This is a genomic window from Rhodococcus pseudokoreensis (assembly GCF_017068395.1).
Lineage (GTDB): Bacteria > Actinomycetota > Actinomycetes > Mycobacteriales > Mycobacteriaceae > Rhodococcus_F > Rhodococcus_F pseudokoreensis.
Window position 1 is genome coordinate 437,310 of record NZ_CP070614.1, and the last position, 21,311, is coordinate 458,620.

Annotated in this window: 24 protein-coding genes and 5 pseudogenes; 20 read left to right on the top strand and 9 right to left on the bottom strand. The window is 66.6% G+C overall.

The features are described 5' to 3' along the window. Nucleotides 1-97: 97 nt before the first annotated feature. The 4 genes and pseudogenes from JWS13_RS46140 to JWS13_RS45285 form a co-directional block, all read left to right on the top strand. Nucleotides 98-388 carry a helix-turn-helix domain-containing protein gene (locus JWS13_RS46140; RefSeq protein WP_338050631.1) on the top strand — a complete coding sequence of 97 codons (291 nt, stop codon included), beginning with the start codon at nucleotides 98-100 and terminating at the stop codon, nucleotides 386-388. Then, the gene (locus tag JWS13_RS46145; RefSeq protein WP_338050632.1) at nucleotides 289-627 is read left to right on the top strand and encodes a helix-turn-helix domain-containing protein; all 339 of its coding nucleotides are present in this window, start codon (nucleotides 289-291) and stop codon (nucleotides 625-627) included. Before JWS13_RS46140 ends, JWS13_RS46145 begins: the two co-directional genes overlap by 100 nt. After that, a complete protein-coding gene (locus tag JWS13_RS46150; protein WP_338050633.1) occupies nucleotides 563-1,126 on the top strand; it encodes a hypothetical protein in 564 nt (187 codons plus the stop codon). Before JWS13_RS46145 ends, JWS13_RS46150 begins: the two co-directional genes overlap by 65 nt. Nucleotides 1,127-1,738: 612 nt before the next feature. Continuing rightward, nucleotides 1,739-2,019 (top strand): annotated as a pseudogene (locus JWS13_RS45285) (GntR family transcriptional regulator); the annotation flags it as partial. A gap of 240 nt (nucleotides 2,020-2,259) precedes the next feature. Here the strand turns inward: JWS13_RS45285 and JWS13_RS02100 are convergent. From JWS13_RS02100 to JWS13_RS45290, 3 genes and pseudogenes are all read right to left on the bottom strand, one after another. Beyond that, entirely contained in the window at nucleotides 2,260-2,448 is a 189-nt protein-coding gene (locus JWS13_RS02100) for a hypothetical protein (protein ID WP_206004163.1), read from the bottom strand. Nucleotides 2,449-2,943: 495 nt separating this feature from the next. Then, nucleotides 2,944-3,075: a hypothetical protein gene (locus JWS13_RS45915; protein WP_259375203.1), complete on the bottom strand. Its 132-nt coding sequence runs from the start codon at nucleotides 3,073-3,075 to the stop codon at nucleotides 2,944-2,946. Nucleotides 3,076-3,180: 105 nt separating this feature from the next. Beyond that, a pseudogene (locus tag JWS13_RS45290) lies at nucleotides 3,181-3,538 on the bottom strand (MerR family transcriptional regulator); the annotation flags it as partial. Between the two features lie 129 nt (nucleotides 3,539-3,667). On the opposite strand from JWS13_RS45290, the gene JWS13_RS02110 reads away from it, so the two are divergent. The 5 genes from JWS13_RS02110 (at nucleotide 3,668) to JWS13_RS02125 (ending at nucleotide 6,534) form a co-directional block, all read left to right on the top strand. After that, complete coding sequence (locus JWS13_RS02110) at nucleotides 3,668-4,087, top strand: Hsp20/alpha crystallin family protein (RefSeq protein ID WP_206004269.1); 420 nt, start codon at nucleotides 3,668-3,670, stop codon at nucleotides 4,085-4,087. A 32-nt stretch (nucleotides 4,088-4,119) separates the two neighbouring features. Next, entirely contained in the window at nucleotides 4,120-4,425 is a 306-nt protein-coding gene (locus JWS13_RS45295; protein WP_241032011.1) for a hypothetical protein, read from the top strand. Between the two features lie 354 nt (nucleotides 4,426-4,779). Further along, complete coding sequence (locus tag JWS13_RS45300; protein ID WP_241032012.1) at nucleotides 4,780-4,932, top strand: J domain-containing protein; 153 nt, start codon at nucleotides 4,780-4,782, stop codon at nucleotides 4,930-4,932. 1,005 nt (nucleotides 4,933-5,937) lie between these two features. Further along, the gene (locus JWS13_RS02120; protein ID WP_241032013.1) at nucleotides 5,938-6,267 is read left to right on the top strand and encodes a hypothetical protein; all 330 of its coding nucleotides are present in this window, start codon (nucleotides 5,938-5,940) and stop codon (nucleotides 6,265-6,267) included. Between the two features lie 102 nt (nucleotides 6,268-6,369). Continuing rightward, the gene (locus JWS13_RS02125) at nucleotides 6,370-6,534 is read left to right on the top strand and encodes a hypothetical protein (RefSeq protein WP_206004165.1); all 165 of its coding nucleotides are present in this window, start codon (nucleotides 6,370-6,372) and stop codon (nucleotides 6,532-6,534) included. Between the two features lie 436 nt (nucleotides 6,535-6,970). On the opposite strand, the gene JWS13_RS02130 is transcribed toward JWS13_RS02125, so the two are convergent. Both JWS13_RS02130 and JWS13_RS02135 read right to left on the bottom strand, forming a co-directional pair. Then, entirely contained in the window at nucleotides 6,971-7,123 is a 153-nt protein-coding gene (locus JWS13_RS02130; RefSeq protein ID WP_206004167.1) for a hypothetical protein, read from the bottom strand. 326 nt (nucleotides 7,124-7,449) lie between these two features. Beyond that, nucleotides 7,450-7,749, bottom strand: a complete 300-nt coding sequence (locus tag JWS13_RS02135) for a hypothetical protein (protein WP_206004168.1) — start codon at nucleotides 7,747-7,749, stop codon at nucleotides 7,450-7,452. A gap of 338 nt (nucleotides 7,750-8,087) precedes the next feature. Between JWS13_RS02135 and JWS13_RS02140 the strand changes: the two genes are divergently transcribed. The 6 genes and pseudogenes from JWS13_RS02140 (at nucleotide 8,088) to JWS13_RS02170 (ending at nucleotide 11,983) form a co-directional block, all read left to right on the top strand. Then, nucleotides 8,088-8,393, top strand: coding sequence for a hypothetical protein (locus JWS13_RS02140; RefSeq protein WP_206004170.1), 306 nt, complete (start codon nucleotides 8,088-8,090; stop codon nucleotides 8,391-8,393). A gap of 301 nt (nucleotides 8,394-8,694) precedes the next feature. After that, nucleotides 8,695-9,831: pseudogene (locus JWS13_RS45305) on the top strand (DUF4407 domain-containing protein). A gap of 151 nt (nucleotides 9,832-9,982) precedes the next feature. After that, the gene (locus tag JWS13_RS02155; RefSeq protein ID WP_206004174.1) at nucleotides 9,983-10,462 is read left to right on the top strand and encodes a hypothetical protein; all 480 of its coding nucleotides are present in this window, start codon (nucleotides 9,983-9,985) and stop codon (nucleotides 10,460-10,462) included. 285 nt (nucleotides 10,463-10,747) lie between these two features. Continuing rightward, complete coding sequence (locus JWS13_RS02160; RefSeq protein WP_206004176.1) at nucleotides 10,748-11,056, top strand: transposase; 309 nt, start codon at nucleotides 10,748-10,750, stop codon at nucleotides 11,054-11,056. Next, on the top strand, nucleotides 11,053-11,736 hold the full coding sequence (locus JWS13_RS02165) for an IS3 family transposase (protein WP_206004178.1): 684 nt from the start codon (nucleotides 11,053-11,055) through the stop codon (nucleotides 11,734-11,736). The genes JWS13_RS02160 and JWS13_RS02165 overlap by 4 nt, the downstream gene beginning before the upstream one ends. Further along, nucleotides 11,684-11,983 (top strand): IS3 family transposase, encoded by a 300-nt coding sequence (locus JWS13_RS02170; RefSeq protein WP_206004180.1) that lies wholly within the window; start codon nucleotides 11,684-11,686, stop codon nucleotides 11,981-11,983. The genes JWS13_RS02165 and JWS13_RS02170 overlap by 53 nt, the downstream gene beginning before the upstream one ends. Before the next feature lie 64 nt (nucleotides 11,984-12,047). Here the strand turns inward: JWS13_RS02170 and JWS13_RS02175 are convergent, their stop codons facing one another. Both JWS13_RS02175 and JWS13_RS02180 read right to left on the bottom strand, forming a co-directional pair. Continuing rightward, nucleotides 12,048-12,197, bottom strand: coding sequence for a hypothetical protein (locus JWS13_RS02175; protein ID WP_241032014.1), 150 nt, complete (start codon nucleotides 12,195-12,197; stop codon nucleotides 12,048-12,050). Nucleotides 12,198-12,252: 55 nt separating this feature from the next. Then, a complete protein-coding gene (locus tag JWS13_RS02180) occupies nucleotides 12,253-13,308 on the bottom strand; it encodes an IS110 family RNA-guided transposase (protein ID WP_206004184.1) in 1,056 nt (351 codons plus the stop codon). Nucleotides 13,309-13,637: 329 nt separating this feature from the next. Between JWS13_RS02180 and JWS13_RS02185 the strand changes: the two are divergent. Then, nucleotides 13,638-14,076, top strand: a pseudogene (locus JWS13_RS02185) (transposase); the annotation flags it as partial. Between the two features lie 91 nt (nucleotides 14,077-14,167). On the opposite strand, the gene JWS13_RS02190 reads toward JWS13_RS02185, so the two are convergent. After that, nucleotides 14,168-14,938, bottom strand: coding sequence for an IclR family transcriptional regulator (locus JWS13_RS02190; RefSeq protein ID WP_206004185.1), 771 nt, complete (start codon nucleotides 14,936-14,938; stop codon nucleotides 14,168-14,170). A 145-nt stretch (nucleotides 14,939-15,083) separates the two neighbouring features. Between JWS13_RS02190 and JWS13_RS02195 the strand changes: the two genes are divergently transcribed. From JWS13_RS02195 to dmpG, 3 genes are read left to right on the top strand one after another with little or no spacing between them, the layout of a single operon-like run. Next, entirely contained in the window at nucleotides 15,084-15,914 is an 831-nt protein-coding gene (locus tag JWS13_RS02195; protein ID WP_206004187.1) for a 2-keto-4-pentenoate hydratase, read from the top strand. A 5-nt stretch (nucleotides 15,915-15,919) separates the two neighbouring features. Continuing rightward, nucleotides 15,920-16,903, top strand: a complete 984-nt coding sequence (locus JWS13_RS02200; RefSeq protein ID WP_206004189.1) for an acetaldehyde dehydrogenase (acetylating) — start codon at nucleotides 15,920-15,922, stop codon at nucleotides 16,901-16,903. Next, nucleotides 16,900-17,928, top strand: coding sequence for a 4-hydroxy-2-oxovalerate aldolase (gene dmpG / locus JWS13_RS02205; protein ID WP_206004190.1), 1,029 nt, complete (start codon nucleotides 16,900-16,902; stop codon nucleotides 17,926-17,928). The genes JWS13_RS02200 and dmpG overlap by 4 nt, the downstream gene beginning before the upstream one ends. Nucleotides 17,929-17,959: 31 nt before the next feature. Here dmpG and JWS13_RS02210 read toward each other — a convergent pair. After that, a pseudogene (locus JWS13_RS02210) lies at nucleotides 17,960-19,592 on the bottom strand (ISAzo13 family transposase). Nucleotides 19,593-19,796: 204 nt separating this feature from the next. On the opposite strand from JWS13_RS02210, the gene JWS13_RS02215 reads away from it, so the two are divergent. Then, nucleotides 19,797-21,242 (top strand): NF041680 family putative transposase, encoded by a 1,446-nt coding sequence (locus tag JWS13_RS02215; protein WP_420854983.1) that lies wholly within the window; start codon nucleotides 19,797-19,799, stop codon nucleotides 21,240-21,242. Nucleotides 21,243-21,311 lie beyond the last annotated feature (69 nt).

Below are 21,311 nucleotides of genomic sequence, written 5' to 3' on the forward strand. Positions count from 1 at the left end.
TATTCCGAGTAACCGAAACGGCTATATATCGAATGATGAGTCCGTGTTTGACGGACTTCCTGGAGTTCTCGGACGACTGTGATCCGTTGGTGCTGCCATGGTGATGGCCAGCCGGTACCGAATCGTGTTGGGCGAGCCGGACCGTGCCGAACTTGAGCGGCGGGTGCGGGCCGGCAACACCCCGCAGAAGGACGTGTTGCGCGCATTGATCGTGTTGCTGGCCGCCGACGGCGCGGCGAACGCGCCCATCGCCGACGAGCTCGGTATCTGTGTCGACACCACCCGCAAATGGCGGTCCGGTTCTGCGCGAAGGGCATCGGAGCACTCGCGGATGCGCCCGGTTCGGGGCGTTCGCCGAGGTACACGCCCACCGAGGCGGCCCGAGTGAATCGGTGGGCGCGCGAATTGCCCGCCGCGCATGGGCTGCCGCTCTTGAGGTGGAGCGTGTCGGAGCTGGCCCGCCAGTTGCTCGCCGATGGAATCGGCGTCCTCGGTGTCGACGGTGCGACGCTGGCTCACCCAGGACGCACTCACGCCCTGGTAACACCAGACGTGGATCTTCATGCGCGATCCCGACTTCGAGGTCAAAGCCACCCGCGTGCTCGACCTGTATGCCCACACTTGTGACGGCGCACCGTTAACATTCGCCACGCGGCACCGGACACGGGGTGCGGACGAGTACGTGATCTCCGCCGATGAGAAGCCCTCCATCCAGGCCCGTGACCGCTGCCATGCCACCGCTCCGGCTGGTCCGCGGCGGCCGATGCGGGTCAATCACGACTACCGTCGTCGCGGCGCGCTGGCGTATCTGGCCGCCTACGACGTGCACCACGCCTGGGTATTCGGGCGCTGCGAGCAGTCCACCGGCATCGACCCCTTCACCCGCCTGGTCGACCAAGTCATGACCGCCGAACCGTACGCGTCGGCCAAGCGGGTGTTCTTCATCGTCGACAACGGGTCCTCGCAGCGTGGCCAGGCCGCGAGCCGCGCCCACGCCATGTTGAGGGCCCGATCGTATGGGCGGGGATCTGGTGGGACTGTCTCATCGCTGGGAATGAAATCTGGCAAGTCGCCGATCGTCATGCGCTACTCGACACTCCTCTGCTATAGGTTGCACTCGTGGTAGACACAGCATCGCATCAGGTCCAGACCATATGGTCGGAGTGTGCTGAACACGCGATAGTCGAGCATTGCGACAATCCTCAGATGAGTGGCCCATGGAGTTTGACATGGACTGCCTATAGGCGAACCCGACAAAATCTATGTAGGTGGTGAACACTCCGTTCGGATTCCTGTTGCACAGGCGGAAAGGTTGCGGTCAGCTGGCCTGAGCTGGGCGATGCTGGAACCCCGACTGGACGCGGAGGAACTATTCGAGGGCTTACTTATCGACGCAGCCCGAGCAGCCACCAATCCGCGCTTCGGCGAGAACCCGCTTTTTAGCCCGAATGGCACGTACTCCATCGTTACCGGACCTATCGGAGGGATGTACTTGGCCAAGGGGCCGTTGATTCTCGGAACCAACTGCGTAATCGGGCATGCAGAGGTGGCGACCGAAGATGCAATCGCCGAAATGGGGCGAGCCGCAACCAGACTCCTCGGAGGCTTCAGGTTCCCCAGCGATACGGTCTGGTCGGAACCTCTATCCAGGCCACCGCCGGGACAGGGTGATGGGCTGGCGATCCAGCACCACCGCGCTCGGCGGAGAGCTTGGCCCCTGATCGGCGGGGCTCTGGGTGGCCGGTACCTGCGTCAACTGGGCTCCATCGAGGACCTGATGAACTTGTCCTTCGACACCGTGATGGAGATCGTGGCGCCGCTGCACCGCCACGTCGATGTCCGGGCCGCGAGTCGGCCGCGCCTCGACACCGATCTGCTCTACTCGGTCTCGTTTCGGCGACTCATCACGGTGTTCCGTTCGTCTTCACAACGGTGCATCTGCCGGCGAGGATCGCTGCGCCGCTGCTCGATGCTCCGGAGTTGGCAGCCGGGGCAGCGAGCCCGTCTACTCTGATCGGCTACCGACAGGTCGTAGCGGTAGCCGGCGTCCTGGTCGGCGGCGGTGAACGGGTCGGGCAGCATCGCCAGCCACTTCCGGTGGGGGGCCGTGGCGTTACGCGACGGCGAAACACCTTCGGGAGTGCTCCCGGTCGGTGCGCCGGGCGGCGCTGACACGGCGGCTGGCCGATCCGGCCCGCGTCGGTAACCGACCGGGCGTAGTACCGCTCGAAGTCCGCGACCGCACGGCGCCGGGTGCACTCAGTCGATGCGCGTGAAGCATTCGGTCGCCGGGGTGAAACCGGGGCGGGTGAGCATGTCGATGTCCGAGCAGCCGTCGGGCCCGTAGACCACGGAGTCGGTGTGCCAGATGAGGTGGACGTGTTCGCAGCCGTGATCCCGGATCAGGTATTCGTAGTGCTTCAGTGCGACAAGTGTTTCATCATTCATTGCCTCGACTCCCTGCTCGGGTTCGGGACACCCTGACGATCCTCGTGTTGCGGTTGCATTACACCACCCAGATATGTAGTAAATGCTATAGGAAAGCTAGTGCCACCGACCAATCCCGCCTCCGCGGTATGCACAGCCGCCGACGTCCATCCCCATGCCGACGCGATACCCGGCCGGTCATCCAGGCACACTCGCACCGACTCGGCGGGCTGCCAACCCCGTCGGGAACGGAAGGAGCAGCCCCGGCTGGTGTCGTGATGGAGGGCGATGCCGCGCCGGGGTAGACCAGGCAATGCTGACGACCAGTCATCGGGACGTGGAATAGGCGCCCTGTGCTGCTCGCTGCGTCCGCAGCGGTTTGCTTGGCCGCCAGCATCATTGGATTCGTTGCTGCCGTTACGAAGGGCAAGAAGGATTGGGGACGCGCTCTGCGTGGTATCGGACCTCGGTGCACTGGCGTCGCGACCGACTACTGGCCGGCAGCCGGGGGCCAGGTCAGTGGGGGAGGACCTCGTAGCCGTCGTCGAGCGGCACTTCGATGGCTTGTTCGATGCGGTCGGTGTAGGGGGTGTCCCAACTGCCCGGTTCGATGGACGAGAAGTCGTCGATGTCATCACTGTCGACCACGAGTCGGGTCTGTTCAAGGCGGTCAGCATCAGGCACGTCTTCGAAGGGGTGGGGTGTCATCGGCGGTGTCCGTTCTTCGCTCGGAGTTGGTCGTTGTCTGTGCTGAGCCGGGGTGTTGTCTGCGGTGAGGCGGTCGTTGTCGGTGCTCAGGCGGGTGTTGTCTCGGGAGAGTTTGCCCGGTGCGGTGTTCGAGGTCGAGGATTTGTCCGATGCCGACCGGGTTGACGCCGTCGTCGATCAGTTCGGGGATCCGGCGCAGCCGGGCGATGTCGTAGTCGCTGTAGCGGCGGGTGCCGCCATTGGTGCGAGTGGGGGTGACAAGACCGTACTGCTCGTACAGGCGCAGGGCGGAGATTCCGAACCCGGAGAGTTCGGCGGCGACGGAGATCCCGTATAGCGTCCGCCGGGACGGAGCATTCGAATCCCCGTGCGCTAGCGCCATGCTGGGCGATTCGGCACTCATCACGGGCCTCCAATCGGGAATTTTCTCGTCTTCCTTCTTGTCATGTTCTACGACGGCTGTTGTACTAAATCTGCAGTATCTGCCGCAGGTTAGCTGTCACAGTTTGAGATTCTTCTGGAGGTGGTCATGATGTTGATGCGCACCGATCCGTTCCGCGATCTGGAACGACTCGCCCAGCAGGTTCTCGGCACCGCGGCCCGGCCGGCGGTGATGCCGCTCGACGCCTGGCGCGACGGCGACCGGTTCGTCGTCGAGTTCGACCTCCCCGGGGTCGAGGTGGACTCCCTCGATCTCGACGTCGAACGCAATGTGGTGACCGTGCGCGCCGAACGTCCCGTCCTGGACGAGAACAAGGGGATGGTGGCCTCGGAGCGGCCGCGGGGTGTGTTCAGCCGGCAGTTGTTTCTGGGGGAGAACCTCGACACCGACAAGATCGAGGCGAACTACGACGCCGGCGTGCTGCGGTTGACGATTCCGGTTGCGGAGGAGGCGAAGCCGCGCAAGATCGAAATCAGTGGAAACGGGCACCAGCAGGCAATCAACGCCTGATGCCACCCAGCTGTGGGAAGGGGGTGATGACGATGGCATGGGTGGAATTTGCTCCCACGGATCTCGAGCCGACCGAGTGTGAGGTGTGGCCGTGGCACGAGCTTGAGTATGCGATGTTCGTGGCCGATTCGGATCGCATTCTCGCCGATGCGCTCACGCCGCGGCCCGTTGTCCTGCTCGAACAGGTGGGCTGCAGGTGCACCGATGCGGCGCACCCCCACCCCGACTGGGACGCATCGTGGGGTCCTGCCCCTGCACCGGTGGGGGAGATCCGGGCCAAGCAACGTTCGCCTCCAAGCGCGGGCGGAGCAGAGCTCGCCTGCTTTCCGCGGTGGTGACCACAAGGATCTTAAGAACGAAGCCGGTGATTTCACACTGACAGTCGAATACCATGTCTCATGCCGTCGGCGGGCATCGATCGATGCCGTCACTTGTCTCAAAAAATGCGCACTCCCAGCGCTCTCGTCGACGCGACCGTTGCCCGTCCACGGCTCATTCGAGGATGGGGAACACCTGTGTCGAGCCTTCCGTGAGCCGTATCCGGCACTGGCACCGACCGACCGGCAGCAACGGTCCGGTGCACGGCCGAGCCGGCGAAAACCAGGCTCACCCGTGAACCCGCTCGACACGGTTCCTCCCAACACAGGAGCGCGCTCCGGCGCCACGGCGGACCGTCCGGAGCGCGCTTATTCATGGACACGCCGACGATGGTTGCCGGGAAAACCTACTACCAGGTCCTGGGTCTGCGCCCGTCCGCGCCGCAGGCCGAGATCACCCGCGCTTATCGCCGCAATCTGCACGGGCTGTATCCCGACACTCGTAACGGCGCCGCCCGGTGCCGGTGAGCAACTCCAGAAGGTGCTGGCCGCCTACGCGGTACTGCGTGACGAGCACCGGCGTGCCCAGTGCGACCGCACCACCTGTCTCTGGACGAACCGCGGCACACCACCACGGTGGCATAGGACTACGGCGGCCCAGGACCTGTACCCATCCCGGTTCGGCGGGTACGACATCCCGCAGAGGTCCCGCCGATATGGGCGGGGCAGCCCGTTATTGACCACCGCGACTACGGACAGGCACAGCTGAGGCTCTCAACTGGCAACGGGATCCCTTCGCAGGGCTGCCGCGGCCGACGTGGCACATCCCGGACAGAGAACGGTCTCGCCGGTGACCCACCCGTTCAGCCGGGCCACAGCGGCGGCAATGGATCGATGGCCCTCGCGCGATCGAAACGGTCGATCACATCGGTTGCACCGAAACACACACTCTGGTCCGCTCACTGGGCGCCGCCCGGGCGTCATGTCGTCGCGGTCCGATCGCCGAAGAGCACCTGGCGCCACCAATCCGTCAACGGACTCGGCTCCGGCCAGCGAACCGGCTCGTCGATCGGGAGCGGAGCTTCGGTGCCTCGCTCGTCGACATCGGGAATATCTCGATTATTTTCGCGCACAGCAGTACACCTCCCCTCGAGCCACGCGCCCCACGACGCGGGCGCGGCCACTGTGCACTGACCAAATTAGCATTCACCTTTTGATGAGTGCCAGCATTTCTGCGGGCTCGGCGATGATTCGCCGACTGATTACGTGAGGACATCTCTCGACTAGCACTCTCATGGCCGCAGTGCTAAATTATGTGGTGCCGAAGTGACAGGCACGCCGAGTTATGCTGGGCGCGAGCATCAATCGATCATGCCTCCGCTGTCGACGGTCGCCACCATGAGTGTCGTCGATGTGGTGACTGAGCTGTTGCCGTCGGGGCCCGGAGTCCGCGCCGCGGGTCCCTCGGTATGTGACCGCGGCTCGGTGCCCCACCGACGCCTGCCGCCCTGGTCGAGTGAGTGAAGGAGGATCATGCCCCATACCGTGCATCCGCATATATCCGACGCTGCGCGTGATCTGCGCGAGAAGCTGTGGGTACGCAAAGCCCCGAAGCTGTTGGGCCCGTATCTGTCCGATACGGCGATCATGCTCGGTGCGCTGTCCATCGTCACGTTCTGGGCGTTCGGAGTCGGTGTCGCCCTCGGTGTGGGCGCAGTCGTCGCAGGCATCGTCGCTGCCCGGCAGCCGGACGTCCAGGACAACGAGTCCGCATCACTGAAGGCGTTGCTGGGAATGCTCGCCGGGGTCTTCGGCATCGTCGCGGGCGTGATCTTCCTGGCATCGGCGCTCCCGAACCTCTAGCCCGCACCGCACACGGCGTCCGCACGAGCCGTACCTCGAGCGGACGCCCGTGCCGCACAATCGAAGGAACTCTTCCAGTGACCGACTCCCTCAGCACTGTTCGTGATTCGCAACCACGCACAGCTATCGCCGACCCCGCCGTACCGCCAGGTTGGGACGGCCACCGCCAGGCAGGTGGCCCAGCTCGACGGCATCACCGCGGTCGTGGAGGCCGCGTATGTGCGGGGGTTGCTGCGCTCGGACGAGTACAGACCGTCGATGGGATGACGCTCCGTGACACTGTCCACGGGTCAGTGCCGATCGGGGGTTTCTCTCCCACGTGTGGGAGTTCGTTGGCGGTGACGGCGGCAGTGGCAGGGTTGGCCGCCGTGCCAGGTCGCGCATCCGCGCGTGTTCAGAGGTAGTCGACGTGGGCGCTACGGGCTATGGGACAAGCGCTCTGAACTTGAGAGCTGACGCGTGTGCGGCCTCCGACGGCCGGCTGACAGAAATTCGTCTTGTCCTACCACACAGGAATCGGCGGGAAGAACGGCCACGTTGTCGACCACAAAGGTCTGACTCTGCCGCACAGACGGCCTTGTCGGCGTTCTTCCCGCCCCACTCCAGGCGTTGTTCAGTGGCCTCCTGGCTGAGATCAGCGGCTGGATTCTTCTATTTGAACCGCCTCGGAGTCTTCTACGTTCTCCGGTGTGGACTCTAACTCTTAGTTCGAGTCCCGTCGGCCGCCCTCTCTGACGAAGTAGAGAATGATGGCGCCCAGTAGTGGCCCGGCGGACAGCGCGGCGAAGGCGGCGAAGAACGAATGCGTCGAGGCGAACACCGCGCCGATCGCCAGGGGCACCAAGGTGCTTGGCACTTACTCGTCTGCACCGATCGTCGATCCGCTTGCGGGTCCAGCCAGCGATCGCCGAGGGGCTCTCCCACCGTTCTGTTTCGATCATTGGTGGTTCGAAGACATGAACCCTCCGGCCGGTCGGGCGGCAGGAAGATCCCGAGCCATCCCCGCGTTCTCCTACGGCGCGCCAGCCCTGCAAGAAGCCTCGGGTCGGGCCTGTCGGGTCACGAGATCGCCGTGGTCGCGAGGGCGGCCGGGGGACCGCGCGGGTTCTCCTTACGTGGGCGGCTGGGGTACGGCTGTTCCTTGTCCGTGCTCGGCCGCGCCCGTGCTGCTCATGGTGCCGGTTAGTTCGGGTCGGTGACGCGGTCGCGGCCGACGAGTTCGTTTTCGATGTCGGCGAGTCGGTCGAGGGCGAGGTCGCGGTCGGGTGCGCCGCTGGGGGTTTCGCCGGTGACGATCGAGGTGAACCAGTCGCCGTCGAGGGTGAGTGTGTAGACGGGCCGGTGTGCGGCGGCGCACTCGATGACGGATGCCCTGGCGGCGTCGATCAGTTCGGTGGCTGCGGTGCGGAGGTCGAGGGCGGCACCGGTCTGGGTGGTCATGTCGTCTTCGGCGGTGGTGGTGGTGAGGGTCCAACTGATCATGGCGGCGCCTTCTCTCGGTGTGTGGTTGCGGGTGGTTGAGGTGTGAGTATGCCGGGGAGCTCGGACGTGTCGCCGGGGCCGGCTGGTCCGGGTCCGGTGGAGGATCCGGGCCTGTGGATTGTCAGCGGCAGGGCACAAGCCGTCGCCCGGCGGTTCATGCGGGCGTTGCCCCGCCGTCGGTTCTCGCGACTGCGAGTTTGTGGGCGTGGGCGTGGGCGTGGGCGTTGCGAGCGGTGTGATGGAGCTGTTCATCCCTTCGGTGTCGAGGATTCGGAAAGTGCTCGATCGCTGGCCGGTCCACACCCGGGAAGGCCCCGACGTCGGTACCGTCGATCCCCGTGAGCACCAAGGCGCAGCGGCGAGCCGATCGGGCGCTGGTCGCCGCCTACCACGAGGCTCGACTGGGTGAACTGATCGAGCATGTCGCCGCCGAGGTCGACCGCTACCGGGCCGGCGACGCCGACGCCGACACCGTCGATGAGGCCCTGCACCACTACCACCGCGCGGCCCAGAATTTGTGGAAGTTCTGCTGGTCCGGGTCCGGCGTCCAGATCGAGTTCACCGCGCGGGCCCTGGAAAGGCTCGCGGCCGACGGCGAGACGATCGACTGGTGGGAACGGGCCACACCTCGCCGCCAGCAGTAGAGGCCTGCGGCGGGGGCATACTCGGATCGAGGGTGACCCCGACCGGATCCACATCCGCGATCGCGACACTTTTCGTCGGCGTTGAGATGATCGATGTCATGGTTGTGAGCGGACTACCCGATCTGGATGTCGCACGAGTGCTGCGATACTGCGCGACGGTCCGAGCGGGGGCCAGGCTCGCCTGACACCACGGCAGTGTGAACCCTGGGTAAACGCTCCGCACAGGAAGCCCGCGGCGGTCGATACGTCCGGGAGGCGTCTGCGAGGCTGGACGGACCGCCGCAAAGACATTCGGAGTCCCATGAGCACTCACCGAACACACAGCGAGCCCCGTACCGCCGGTTCCCGGATCGGCACGTCTCTCCTTTGGCTGGGCGGCGGCCACCCGAACGAGATCACCGAACCCACCGAGCGCACCACGTACCAGGTCACCGGGCTGGTCGTGCTGGTCAACGGACTGCTCGCCGGGCTGGTCGCGACCATGGCCGCCGCCACGACGTCGTGGCCGGTCCTCGCACTGCTGCCGTTCACCCTGATCTGCGGTCAGCTGGTGGGCGCTTTGGCCCGCACCCTTGCCGGCGGGCGTCAGGTTCGGTGGTACGGGTTGGTGGGCCGCGCGGCGGTTGCGTTGTTCGTCGGGGCGGTGCTCGGTGAGCTGGCCTTCCTCGGCATCGCCGCCGGATCGATCGAACCGGGTGCTCGATGACCGGGCCGCCGCGCAGGTCGCCGCGGTCCCGGCGGTCGTGCGGTCGGCGCAGACCCTGGACCAACTGCGGGCCCAGCGGGCCGGTCTCGACGAGTCGGTGCGAGACGCCCGCGCGCGGCGCGACGAAGCGCTCGTCGTCGCCCGCTGCGAATTCAACCGTCCCCGGCCTGCCCGCCGGAGAAGATCACCGGTGTGCCCGGCGCCGGACCCGAGACCCGTACGGCCAACGAACTACTCGCCGACGCCCAGCAGGTACTCGCGACCGCCCTCGCGACCCGCGACCGCGACGCACCTGGCCTCGACGCCGAAATTGTGCAGGCCGCCGACGGTCTCACCGCCGCACAGACCGCGGCGCCGTCGGACGTCGACCGCGGCCTCGGCGCGCGGTGGACGGCGATGCACGACTACACGGTCGGCCACACCGGCGCGTTGATCCTCCGGCTGGCCACCATTGCCTTCTTTGCGGTGCTGAGCCTGCTGCCGCTGGTGCTGAAGCTGTGGCGCGGTGAAACCGAGCAGGATCGCCGCGACGTCGCCCGCGCCGAGCGGGAGCGGGCCGAACGCGAGGCCGACATCGCGATCGCCGTCACACGGGCGCAGGTGAGGACCGCCACCGAGACCCTTCGGGCAGAGCAGCAATTGGCCGCGACCCGTCTCGCCGCCGAGCCGAGACCGCGATCGCGCGGGAACAGCAACGGCGACGGGTCGTGGCGGCGCACGGCGGAGACCTGACGGCACTATCGCACGCATTGCGTTCGCCGGGAGATTTCACCGAACCCACGCCACTGGCGGAGCTGACCGCGGCGGCGCTCGCTGTGCCCTCCGCCGCCGACGAGCCCACGGCCCAATCGCAGACCGACGACACCGAAACCGAGAACCTGCCTTGCCGGTCGACTCGGCGCCAGTCGAGCAGCGCCGAAGCGGGCCAATCGGCGTGCTGCCCGCCGCTCTGCCGCTGGGCAATCCGATACCGGACATCACCAAGGCGGTCACTGGAATGATCCGCCCGTTCGTGCCACCGATCCTCGCCCGGGCGGTCGGCCATCCACGGCGGACCCTCGTCGAGGAAGTTGAGGAGGTGAACGTCAGCTACACCCGGCGCCGCACGGTGACCGTGGACGAGCAGCAGAGCACGTCGACGCCGGTCGGCGAGCCGACCGAGGCGGGTGCCGAACAGTCGCCACCCACTCGGGTGAGCGCGACCCGGATGGCCGAGCCCTCGCAGACCGGGTCGGGGTCCGCATGGCTGCCGGACTCGCTGGATGCGGCATCGGACAACCTCTCGCACACCCTCGGCGGGGCGGCCCGCTGTGACGCCTTGACCGCACGGAAGGGGCCGCGGGAACTGCCGCCGGGCGAGTGAGGCGGGCGCGGGAAGTTCGGCCGACACTGGGCCGCTGACGTCTACGAAACACGTCCGGTGCGAGGTCGCGCAGCGGCGCGATGGCCTCGAGATCTTGGGATAGGCCGCCGGGGTGTCGAGCGGCCGGCGGAGCGCGACACGCACGAGTGCGGCGCTCAGGCCCTCGCCGTACCGCCCTGCGAGTGTTCCGATCTTCTGCTTGGTCGAGATGCCTGAGCTTCCCCCGCTTTACCGGAGACTTCCGAACCAGGTTTGATCCTGGGTAGATGGAGGAAGGACGTCACTGTGGGAACGAGGAAGTATCCGCCGGAGCTGCGGGATCGTGCGGTGCGGTTGTATCGGGAGTCCGAGCCCAGGCCGGTGATCCGGCGGCTGGCCGAGCAGCTGAACGTGCACCCGGAGGCGCTGCGGAACTGGATCCGCCAGGCTCAGGCCGATCACGGCGAGCGTGACGAACGTCCGTCGACGGCGATGCTCGAGGAGAACCGGCGGCTGGCCCGGGAGAACGCGGAGCTGCGCCGTGTCAACGACGTATTGCGCGCGGCGAGTGCGTTTTTCGCGTCCGAGATTGACCCGACCCGGAGGCGGTCATGAGGTTCATCGATGCCCATGACTTCCCGGTCGGTCTCGTACTACGGGTCCTGCAGATCGCCTCGTCGACGTACTACGAGTGGCGGGCACGGGCGGCCCTGCCCGCTCGGCGGCGGCGTGAGGACGCCGAGCTGCTGGCGTTGATCGACGAGGTCCGCGCCTCACACGAGTTCGCCGGCACCTACGGGTCGCCGCGGGTGTGGCTGGAGCTGCGCCGCCGCGGGGTGCGGGTCGGCCGCAAACGGGTCGAGCGGATCATGCGCGAGAACGGACGCCGAGGCGCCTACCTGCGCAAGGGGTGGAAGGGTGGCTCGACGAAGCAGAATCCGCGGCACACCGCCGCCCCGGATCTGCTGGACCGGGACTTCACCGCGACCGCGCCGAACCGCAAGTGGGTGGCCGATCTGACGCGGATCCCGACCGGTGAGGGGGTGTTGTGGTTGGCGAGTGTGCGCGACGCGTTCTCGAATAAGGTGGTCGGCTGGCGTACCGGTCCGCGGGCGGACACCGACCTGGTGCTCTCCGCGCTCGATTACGCCCTGTTCTCCCGCGACGTCCGTGGCGGGGAGTTAATTTTCCACAGCGACAAGGGCTGCCCAATATACGGCGGTGCGGTTCACGCAGCGGCTCGTGGACGCCGGCATCGCCCCGTCCACCGGCAGTGTCGGGGACAGCTTCGATAATGCGCTCGCGGAGAATCTGTGGTCGACGCTGAAGATCGAGTTGATCTATTGGCCCGCAATCGCATTCGCTACCAGAGCGGAGGCGGAGTCGGCGTTGTTCCGGTATATCGACACCTGGTACAACCCGCGCAGGATCCAGGCCGGTCTCGCGGGACTCTCACCGGACGAGTACGAACGCGCCTACCATGTCCGGCCGGAACTACCGGAGGCAGATATCATCCAACCTGAGCTCACCGGAGCCATGTAGAAAGGTCTCCGGAGAAGCGGGGGAACCTCAGTTGCGTCCATGACGATGGATGCTCCTATTGCTGTCAAGCAGTGTCGGCCAGGGTTAGGGAGCTGGACTGCTGCTCGCGGTCGGTGAGCCACCGCGAGTAGGTGGCGGCGAGATCGGGGTCGAGGCGTTGCCCGATCTCCAGACGTCGTACGCGCTGGTAGGGAACCGCGAGTGCGGTTGCCACCGTGGTGATCGGGATGGCCAGTGTTCGGCGACGTTGGCGAAGTCGGCCTGTGGCGCTATTCACTGGCAGCGGATTCTTCGATGATCTTGAAGACCTCGCGCGCGACGAAGCGTTTGAGGCAGCGGATGATCTCGCGGTCGGACTTGCCTTCCGCTGTGCGTCGCGCAATGTAGTCGACGGTGCGTGTGTCACCGGCGGACATCCGCACGAGCACGATCCGGTGGATCGCGGAGTTGGCGGTGCGGTCACCGCCCCGGGAGAGCCGGTGCCGCTGATGCTTACCCGACGAGGCGGGGATGGGTGCAGTTCCGCACAGTGCGGCGAACTGCTGCTCGCTGCTCAGTCGTTCGGGGTTGTCACCGCAGGCGACCAGAAGCTGGCTGGCGACGAGAGGGCCGACGCCGGGCAGCTGCAATAGGGCCGGGTTGACCTGGGCGGCCAGCTCACCGAGCCGGGTGTCGATGCCATCGATGTCGGACGTGTGCTGCTGATGGCGCACGGCCAGTCGCTTCAAAGTGCCGCGGAGGGTTTGCTCCGGGCCGTGACCGGGAGTCGGCCGTGATCGAGCGAGTGCGGCAACGAGTTTCACGTTGCCGAGATTTCGGTAGGTAGCGCGGATCTGCTCCGGTGCGGTCACCAGCAGAGCATGGATCTGGTTCATCGCCGCGCCTCGCGCCTTGCGAGCCGAGGACCGTTCGGTGAGCAGGATCCGCATCGATTCGACCAGCCCGTCGCGGTCTTTCGGGGTCGCCAGCCCGCGCCCGGACAGTGCAGTGACGGCCGCCTGGAGCGCGTCGAGCGGGTCGGACTTACTGTGCAGACGGCGTGCACGGCGGTCGGGCCGGGCGACCTCGAGAACGGTCATCCCGGCACGGCGCAGTATGCGCGCCAGTTCGGCGCCGTAGCTGCCGGTGCCCTCCACCGCGACCGCGACGACGACGCCGAATCCGCGAAGATAATCGATGCCCTTCCGGTAGCCGGCGCCGGTGGCCCCGAACTCGCGGTCACCGAGTGGCCGTCCGTGTTCGTCGATGACCGCGACGTGATGGGTGTCCTTGTGGGTGTCGATTCCCCCGTACACGCTGATCTTGCTCTCGTAGTCGGTGCCCACAGATGATGCCCTTCCCTCGATCGGTGTGGACACGCACCAACCGGGCGGGCAGACAGCACATAGACGAGACTGCCGAAGTCAAGCTCCTATCAAGTCATGCCTGCCCGGTCGGTGCGCGCAGCCACGAGGTGACGGACAGATCCATCGGAAGACAGTCCCCACATCGGGGCGTCGGTGTACGACCGGGTCACGTCACCCCGCGGCCGTATCCATCATCTATGTGTACGAGCCGGATCAGGACGTCACCGGCGTGTCGTAGCCGGAAAGTAGGCGGTCATCGCGTGACTCTTCGAGAGACCGACCAAAGTCACTCGATGAAGGACCACGCGATGACCACTACCCACGATATCGACCTGCACCAGTTCTTGACCGATCGCCTCACCGACGCCAGCCCTGACCTGCTGCGGAGTTTGCTGTCCACGTTCATCGACGCGCTGATGGGCGCCGAGGCCGACACCCTGTGCGGCGCCGGCTACGGCGAACGCTCTTCAGGACCGCACCAACAGCCGAAACGGCTACCGACACCGCGACTTCGACACCGGCACTCTGGACATCGCGATCCCCAAGCTGCGTCAGGGTTCGTATTTCCCAGACTGGTTACTGCAGCGCCGCAAGCGCGCCGAACGTGCCCTGACCTCGGTGGTGGCCACCTGCTACCTGCTCGGCGTCTCGACCCGCCGGATGGAGAAACTCGTCGATTCCCTCGGCATCACCAGTCTGTCGAAGTCGCAGGTGTCCGTCATGGCCAAGGACCTCGACGCCCAGGTTGGCAAGAACACAAGTCCAGTGTTGCTTCGCCGCCGAAGGTTTGAGGTGGTGCAATAGCAACGAACGCTGGATGTTTTCTCGATCCTGGCTCTCACGCACCGGCACGTAGCCGGGACCGGTGGGTCAGGGTAATTCCGATCCCTTCCGCCGCGGTTCGCACGGAGCTCGTGTGGTTGTCGGGCCGGAAGCGATGAGAGGGACCCGTCACGCTGATCGCGGCGACGACGTCCTCACCTTCGCGGACGGGGGCGGCTACGCACACGATTCCGGTTGCGGATTCCTCGTATTCGTAGGCCATACCCTCGGCGGCGATGCGGTCGAGCTGGGTGCGCAGCGGTCCGGGCAGGATGATGGTCCGCGGGGTGTAGTGGGCCAGTGGAGCGGAGAGCACCTGTTCTCGGAGGGCATTGTCGGCGTGGGCGAGCAGTACCTTGCCGATTGCGGTGCAGTGCACCGGCATCCGGCCCCCGATCCGCGATGGTGCGCTTGCTTGTCGATGGCCGCCGATCTTCGACAGGTACACGACGTCCGTCCCGTCGAGGACCCCCAGGTGCACCGTCTCGTGGGTGCGCACATACAGGTCCTCCATGAACGGGATCGCCACCTCGAGCAGGCTGCGCTCGACCGACGCCCGCATGCCCAGCTCGAACAGGGAGCCCCCGAGCCGGTAGCCGGTGCCGGTGCGGTCCAGCATCCGCACCGCCACCATGTCGGAGAGCACCCGGTGCAGCGTGCCCTTCGGGATGGATGTCCGCCGGACCAGTTCGGCCAGCGACAGGGTCGAGTCGTCGATGGTGAACCCATGCAGCACCATCATGACCTTTCCCAGCACCGTCGTGCGGTCGAACTCCTGATCGGACACTGCCGATTCACCTCCGCTGCCACCGGCGACGCCGTCCACGATACCGGCAGTGTTCGGCTCAGTGGAACGCAATGCTTGGCGGACGATCACCCCGCGGCGACAGTGGAACCACAGTCCATTCCCCACGATCACATCGGGACGTCAGATGAGCACACCTCCGGGCACCAGCCTGCCCCCCACGGCGCGAGCCTCCGCCGAGGCGGTCGTCGCCGCCGCCGAGCGGTTGAGCACCGCCGCCGCGACTTTCACGCCGTGCACCCCGGTCCGCGACCTGATCGGCTCCGACGACGCCGCTGCCGCGTACGCCGTCCAGGAACGGATCGTCGCCGACCGAATCGCCGCCGGAGCGAGCGTCGTCGGCCGCAAGATCGGCCTGACCTCCCCGGCGGTCCAGCAGCAGCTCGGCGTCGACCAACCGGACTTCGGGGTGCTGTTCGACGACATGCGCTGCCAGGAGGCCGGCCCGATTCCGCTGTCGCGTCTGCTGCAGCCGAAGGTGGAGGCGGAGATCGCGTTCGTCCTCGACCGCGATCTGGTGGACGGGCCGCTCGACGACGCCCAGATCCGCGCCGCCGTCGACTACGCGGTGGCCGCCCTCGAGATCGTCGACAGCCGAATCGCCGGGTGGGACATCACCTTCGGAGACACCGTCGCCGACAACGGGTCGAGCGGGCTGTTCGTCCTCGGTGCCGACCGGCGCACCCTCGACTCCTTCGACCCGGTCGCCGCGCAGATGCAGATGTCCGTCGGCGACACCGCGGTGTCGACCGGAACCGGCGCCGCCTGCCTCGGTGACCCGCTACGGGCGCTGGCCTGGCTTGCGCGCACCGCACGCGAGTTCGGCCAACCATTGCTGGCCGGCCAGGTGATCTTGTCCGGGGCCCTCGGACCGATGGCCGTCATCGACACCGCCGGCACCGTCCGCGCCGACATCACCGGTCTCGGATCGGTCACCGCAACCTTCACCCAGGAGTGAGCATCATGAGCGAGAACACCCGTAAGGTCACCGTCGCGGTGATCGGATCCGGCAACATCGGCACCGACCTGATGATCAAGGTGATCCGCCACTCCGACGTCCTGCGGATGGGCGCGATGGTGGGCATCGACCCCGACTCCGACGGGCTCGCCCGCGCCCGCCGACTCGGCGTCCCCACCACCTCGGACGGCGTCCAAGGCCTCCTTCAGCTGCCGAACTTCGACGACATCGACGTGATCTTCGACGCCACCTCCGCCAAGGCACACGCCGCCAACGCCGCCCTGCTCGAACCGCTCGGCAAACGGCTGATCGACCTCACCCCGGCCGCCCTCGGCCCCTTCGTGGTGCCGGCGGTCAACCTCGACGAACACCGGGACGCCGCCAACGTCAACATGGTCACCTGCGGCGGTCAGGCCACCATCCCGATCGTCGCCGCCGTCTCCCGCGTGACACCGGTCGCCTACGCCGAAATCGTCGCCTCCATCGCCTCGAAGTCCGCCGGACCGGGCACCCGCGCGAACATCGACGAGTTCACCGAAACCACCTCCCACGCCATCGAAACCGTCGGCGGCGCCCGCCGCGGCAAGGCCATCATCATCCTCAACCCGGCCGAGCCGCCGCTGATCATGCGCGATACCGTCCTGTGCCTGATCTCCGCCCCCGACCCGGCCACCCACGACAAGGTGCGCGACTCGATCCAGACCATGGTCGACCACGTCGCGACCTACGTGCCCGGCTACCGACTCAAGCAACAGGTCCAGATCACCCCGGTCCCGGACGGCCAACCCGTCCACACCCTGCTCGCCTCCGGGGACACGGCAGCCCCCACCCACCAGGTGACGGTGTTCCTCGAAGTCGAAGGCGCCGCCCACTACCTGCCCGCCTACGCCGGAAACCTCGACATCATGACCTCGGCCGCAGTGCGCTACGCCGAGTCCGTCGCCGACACGATCGCCGCCCCGACGGCAACACAGGGAGCCACCCGATGACCACCAGGCTGTTCATCCAAGACGTCACCCTCCGCGACGGCATGCACGCCGTCCGCCACCGCATCACCCCCGACGACGTCGGCACGATCGTGGCCGCGCTCGACGCCGCCGGTGTCGACGGCATCGAAGTCGCCCACGGCGACGGACTCGCCGGCGGATCGCTGAACTACGGCCCCGGCAGCAACACCGACTGGGAATGGATCGAAGCCGCCGCCGCCAACCTCACCCACGCCCGGCTGACCACCCTGCTGCTGCCCGGCATCGGCACCATCGCCGAACTCGAACACGCCTACCAACTGGGCGTGCGGTCGGTGCGGGTGGCCACCCACTGCACCGAAGCCGACGTCGCCGCCCAGCACATCGGCAAAGCCCGGGAACTCGGCATGGACGTCTCCGGTTTCCTGATGATGAGCCACATGACCACCGCACCCGAGCTCGCCGCCCAGGCCAAGCTCATGGAGTCCTACGGCGCGCACTGCGTCTACGTCACCGACTCCGGTGGCCGGTTGACCATGGACGGCGTCCGCGACCGGGTCCGCGCCTACCGGGACGTGCTCGACGAGGCCACCGAGATCGGCATCCACGCCCACGAGAACCTGTCGCTGTCGGTCGCCAATTCCGTCGTCGCCGTCGAAGAGGGCGTCACCCGCGTCGACGCCTCCTTGGCCGGGCACGGCGCCGGCGCCGGCAACTGCCCGATCGAACCGTTCATCGCCGTCGCGGACCTGCAGGGCTGGAAGCACAACAGCGACCTGTTCGCCCTCCAGGACGCCGCCGACGACCTCGTCCGGCCGCTGCAGGACCGGCCCGTCCGCGTCGACCGGGAAACCCTCACCCTCGGCTACGCCGGCGTGTACTCGTCCTTCCTCCGACACGCCGAAGCCGCATCCCAGCGGTACGGCATCGACGTGCGCACCATCCTCCTCGAGGTCGGCCGCCGCGGCCTCGTCGGCGGACAGGAAGACCTCATCGTCGACATCACACTCGACCTGATCGCCACGAACTCTGAGGTCGCCGTGAGCTAAGGGCGTGCAGATAAATAACACGCAATACTGGCTAGATTGCGGCGTGTCGGCTTGCTCTGGCCGCGAATTCTCTTATGTCGGTTGCGGTGTCGAGTTTGATGCCTGTGGGTTCGGTTGTGTGGTCGACCAGGTCGAGTAGGGGGCGGGTCTGGTTGACGGCGTTGCGGATGGTTGTAGCGCTGAGTCCGGTCAGCTCGGCGAGGACGGTGGCGGGTGTGGAGAATCGCTGTTGTTGCAGGGTGAGGGCGGTGCGGTCGGCGAGGGTGAGCGCGGGTTTGCGTCCGTTGGTTCGGGTGGGGTTGGGGTGTTGTGCCCGATGGACAGGGGTGAGTTCGTCGATGAGTTGGGTCCATCGGGTCGGTGTCAGTCCGGTCAGTTCGGCGGCGTGTAGCCACTGCAGGTCGGGTCGCTGGGGTGGTGTGGCGGGTTCGCTGTGGGTGGTGGGCTCGGCGGGGAGGGAGTCGATGGGAGTGGGATGCAGTGTGTAGTTCCAGTCGCCGTGCCATTCGTGGCGAGCGATCGGGATGGCGGCCAGTTGCTGGTCGCTGATTTTGATGCCGATCGGATAGGTCCCGGTGTCGAGCTGCGCGTGTACGCGTAGTCCGGTGCGGGTGGTGGTCGCCGCGATCGTGTTGATGATGACGTCATGGCTGGTCAGGGGTCTGCCACGCCAGTTCATGGAGATGTGGGAGAACAGGCGGTGCTCGATGGCGTTCCATTTGGAGGTGCCGGGCGGAAAGTGGCAGACCGTGATGGCCAGGCCGGTTTCGGCGGCGAGTGCGGAGAGTTCGGTTTTCCACGCCCTGGTGCGGGAACTGTTGGAGCCGCCGGAGTCCGCGGTGACCAACAGTCTCGTGGCGTCGGGGTAGTTCACGGCACCGACACCGCGCCACCAGCGGCGCAGCGATTCCACGGCGAAGGCGGCGGTGTCGTGGTCGGTGCCGACGTTGACCCAACCCGCGTTTTCGGACAAGTCGTAGATCCCGTAGGGCGCGACCTTGCCCAGCTCGCCGGGGAAGTCGTGGGTGTCGACGCCCTCCGGTTCACCCTTCGGCTGATATTCGGCACCGTTGTTCTTGTACGGTCCGACCAATTCCTTCTTCTTCGTATCGACGCTGACCACCGGCTGCCCACCACCCTGATGGTCTTTGACCTGCTCGTTGATGTAATTGAACTGGGCGTCGCGGTCGGGGCTCTGCTTGCCCTCCAGGGTTTTGGCGTTGGATTGCAAGCTGAAACCCTCCTGCCGCAGCAGGTCCCCGACGACATCCGCGCCGACTTTGTGTCCTTGACCGGTCAACGTGTCCGCGAGGTTGTACGTCGACTTCGCGGTCCACCGCAGCGGCGACATCGGATCGCCCCGCTGGTCCGGTTTCACCAACGCCAACAACGCCGGAACCAGGCCGGGGTCGACCTCGGCCGCTCGTTTGCGGCCACCACCAGCCCGGCGCACCCGCCCCAGCGGAGCCTGCCCGGACTCCAACTCCGTCACCCCCGCCGACACCGTCGCTTCCCGCCGCCCGTGCCACGGCCCGACCCCCGCCGCGCCCCAACATCCGAGCCTCCGCGCCCAACACCAGCCGACGCTGCCGCTCATCCAAATGCGGCAACACCACCGCGAACTTCGCCGCCAGATCCTCCACAGTCACAACGAAATCGCCCATACCACAATATAGTCCGAAAACACTGAATGTTACGACTTGATTCTCTGCACGCCCTAAGCTTGTCGTTTAACCTCGGCCATCGCGTGGGGCAGTTGGTGCTGGTGTTGTTCGGCGTGTCGCCGCGGCATGAGGCGACCACCGCCTGATCATCTTGAGGTTCCTTCCAGAGAACTTTCGAGACGAAAACAGGCGGTGGCCGTGAGTATCAGTGTGCCCGATCGGTGGGCGGTCGGGGAAGAATCGGTCCCCGATCCGCGTGTCGACCTGGTGTCGTTCCGCGAAGAGTTCTACCGGTGTCTTCCGTCCCGAGGTGATGCATTGTTCGAGTTGACCGATGCGCTGCTGTGTTCCGGCACCGCGGTTCGCACCCTGGTCGAGTTGTCACTGGCCGCAGAGCATCGGCGCGGTCACGGCGCCTTGTACGACGCAATCAACTGCGGCAGAGTAGATTTCACTCGGCTGCGTCGCGCACTCGGCGGGCTGACGATCCCGTGTGATCGTGGCGGCCGGATCGTTCTGGCCGTCGATGTCAGTGCCTGGTTGCGCCCGGATGCACCGACGAGTCCGCAGCGCGGGTTCTGCCACGTCTACGGCCGCGGGAAGAATCAGGCGCAGCTGATCCCGGGGTGGCCGTACTCGTTCGTCGCCGCACTCGAGACCGGGCGTACCTCGTGGACGTCGGTGCTCGACGCGGTCCGCTTGCGCCCCGACGATGACGAAACCGCTGTGACGGCGACCCAGGTGCGTGAAGTGATCACGCGGTTGCGCGAGGCCGGGCACCACTGCGACGGCGACCCGGACATTCTGCTGGTGTTCGACGCCGGATACGAGTTGGCGCGGTTGGCGTTCGTGCTCGCCGATCTCCCGGTGCAGGTGTTGGGTCGGATGCGTTCGGACCGGGTGCTGTGCTTCCCGGCGCCGCCACCGGGCCGTACTGGGCGCCCACCCCGGCACGGCCCCGAGTTTCGATTCGCCGACCCGATTACGTGGCCTACACCCGAGACCATCTCGAGCACCGAGACGGACCGATACGGCACAGCCTCCGCTTCGGCGTGGAATCGGTTGCACCCTCGACTCGTTCATCGTGGCTCGTGGGCTCAGCACCCGGGGCCGCCACCGATCGTGGAAGGCACGGTGATCCGGTTGACCGTCGACCACCTTCCTGGGGACCGGCATCCCACCCCGGTGTGGCTGTGGTGCTCGGACCCGGGCGTCAGTGCTGACGATCTCGACCGGTTGTGGCAGCTGTTTCTGCGGCGCTTCGATCTCGAGCACACCTTCCGTTTCTTCAAGCAGACGTTGGGGTGGACCGCACCTCGGCTCCGCCGTCCCGAGGCGGCCGACCGCTGGACCTGGATCGTGCTGGTGGCCTACGCCCAACTCCGGCTCGCCCGTCCTCTGGCCGAGGACCTACGCCGCCCGTGGGAACGGCCTGTCCCACCAACACGATTGACGCCGGCACGGGTTCGTCGAGGGTTTTCGCGCACCCGTGCGACGATGCCTGTTCCGGCCAGTGCACCGAAACCCAGTCGACCCGGACCCGGACGCCCACCCGGATCGAAAAACACCCACCGCGCACCGCATCACCACGTGGGCAAACGCGCCGAAACCAAAGCTAGAAAACCCGTCGGGGCCGCCTGCCCAGGTTAAAAATCAAGCTAAGCCGGGCCGCGCGTGGGTGGGGCCGAGTCCGTCGTCAGCGTTGTGTCGTGCTCGGCC

Excerpts from the sequence above, each read along its gene's own strand:
- JWS13_RS02135 (WP_206004168.1), bottom strand. The coding sequence starts at position 7,749 with ATGATCAGTTGGACCCTCACCACCACCACCGCCGAAGACGACATGACC.
- dmpG (WP_206004190.1), top strand. The coding sequence starts at position 16,900 with ATGACCACCAGGCTGTTCATCCAAGACGTCACCCTCCGCGACGGCATG.
- JWS13_RS02100 (WP_206004163.1), bottom strand. The coding sequence starts at position 2,448 with ATGAATGATGAAACACTTGTCGCACTGAAGCACTACGAATACCTGATC.
- JWS13_RS45295 (WP_241032011.1), top strand. The coding sequence starts at position 4,120 with ATGGCATGGGTGGAATTTGCTCCCACGGATCTCGAGCCGACCGAGTGT.
- JWS13_RS02195 (WP_206004187.1), top strand. The coding sequence starts at position 15,084 with ATGAGCACACCTCCGGGCACCAGCCTGCCCCCCACGGCGCGAGCCTCC.
- JWS13_RS45300 (WP_241032012.1), top strand. The coding sequence starts at position 4,780 with ATGGACACGCCGACGATGGTTGCCGGGAAAACCTACTACCAGGTCCTG.
- JWS13_RS02110 (WP_206004269.1), top strand. The coding sequence starts at position 3,668 with ATGTTGATGCGCACCGATCCGTTCCGCGATCTGGAACGACTCGCCCAG.
- JWS13_RS46150 (WP_338050633.1), top strand. The coding sequence starts at position 563 with ATGCGCGATCCCGACTTCGAGGTCAAAGCCACCCGCGTGCTCGACCTG.
- JWS13_RS46145 (WP_338050632.1), top strand. The coding sequence starts at position 289 with ATGGCGGTCCGGTTCTGCGCGAAGGGCATCGGAGCACTCGCGGATGCG.
- JWS13_RS02165 (WP_206004178.1), top strand. The coding sequence starts at position 11,053 with ATGAGGTTCATCGATGCCCATGACTTCCCGGTCGGTCTCGTACTACGG.
- JWS13_RS02120 (WP_241032013.1), top strand. The coding sequence starts at position 5,938 with ATGCCCCATACCGTGCATCCGCATATATCCGACGCTGCGCGTGATCTG.
- JWS13_RS46140 (WP_338050631.1), top strand. The coding sequence starts at position 98 with ATGGTGATGGCCAGCCGGTACCGAATCGTGTTGGGCGAGCCGGACCGT.
- JWS13_RS02200 (WP_206004189.1), top strand. The coding sequence starts at position 15,920 with ATGAGCGAGAACACCCGTAAGGTCACCGTCGCGGTGATCGGATCCGGC.